Annotated in this window: 1 protein-coding gene; it reads right to left on the reverse strand. The window is 67.3% G+C overall.

Features of this window, described 5'->3' with window-relative positions:
- Positions 1-35: 35 nt before the first annotated feature.
- Positions 36-1,105, reverse strand: a protein-coding gene (locus LJ657_RS49475; RefSeq protein WP_443735577.1) for an IS630 family transposase whose coding sequence is annotated in 2 segments (ribosomal slippage) — positions 36-653 and positions 656-1,105 — 1,068 coding nt in all. Because the reading frame shifts where the segments join, the coding sequence is not laid out codon by codon here.
- Between the last annotated feature and the right edge of the window lie 68 nt (positions 1,106-1,173).

Raw genomic sequence — 1,173 nt, forward strand, 5'->3', positions numbered from 1 at the left:
TACTCAGGTTGAACTCGTAGAGTCCGGCTGCGTGGTCACCAGGGTTCGATGATCAGGCCGGTCCCGGTGAGGCAGCCGTCGATCAGGTGGGGTCTGAACTGGATCTTCTTGAGCTTGCGTTTGACGATGCGGACGAGTCCACCGAGGTCGGTGGCGACGAAGTTGGCGATGGCGCGCTTGAGGAGCGACCACACGCCTTCGGCAGGGTTCAGTTCCGGTGCGTATGACGGCATCTGGAAGATGCGTAACCAGTCCTGGTGTTCCTCGGCGAATGCGGCGAGCTCCTTGGCAAGGTGGACGTTGAGGTTGTCCCAGCACCACACGAGCGGGGCCTTCAGTTGCTGGTGGGCGGTGATGATCAGGTCCCGGTACTCGTGCCAGGCGAACGTCTTCGGCTCGCCCTTGCGGCCGTGGTAGACGTGCAGCCGGTAGAAGAGGTGCGGGCGGCTGCCGGGCCGAAAGCAGACGGCGCCGGCGATGTTGACCCGGCCGTTTCCCCGGCCCCGCACCCGCACCACCGGCCGTGCTCCTCGCGGTGCCCAGGTGCGGCCTTTCGGCGGTTTCAGCCCTTGGCCTGCCTCGTCCTCGAAGCAGATGTAGGCGCCCAGGTCCGCCGCGGTCCTTTTAACCGCGGCCACACCTCGTCCTTCCACATCTCGATGGCCTCCTCGTCCCGCTCGATCGCCCGACGCACCGGGACCTGGCAGGACCAGCCGTGCCGTTTCAGCAGCTTGGCCACCCCCTGGACCGTGTAGCCCTTGTGGAACAGCCTGCCGATCAGGGTCTTGATCCGGCCCAGTGTCCACCGCTGGTCATCACTGAAGCCATGAGCCAGCGGACCCCGCTTCAGCTCCGCCTCCAGCCGCTCCCACTCCCGCACCGACAGCCGCTCGCGGGACACTGGCCCCTTCGACTTCAGCGCCGCCGCCCCGCCTTCGCGCCAGACCTTGCGCCACCGCCGCACCGTGCGCTCCGTGACCCGCAGATCGGCCGCGACCACCGTGGCCTCATCACCGCGCGCGAACCGCTCGGCCGCCTCCAGCCTCAGCCGTTCCCGCTTCTCCTGCTCGACGGGCGTATACCCGCCCCGCTGCGCGTACCTCACGATCCCGTCGTACCGCAGGGATCACGAACCGTCACGACCCCGCAGGCTCTACGAGTTCAACCTGAGTA

The sequence above is a fragment of the Streptomyces guryensis genome (genome assembly GCF_021261325.1).
Classification (GTDB): domain Bacteria; phylum Actinomycetota; class Actinomycetes; order Streptomycetales; family Streptomycetaceae; genus Streptomyces; species Streptomyces guryensis.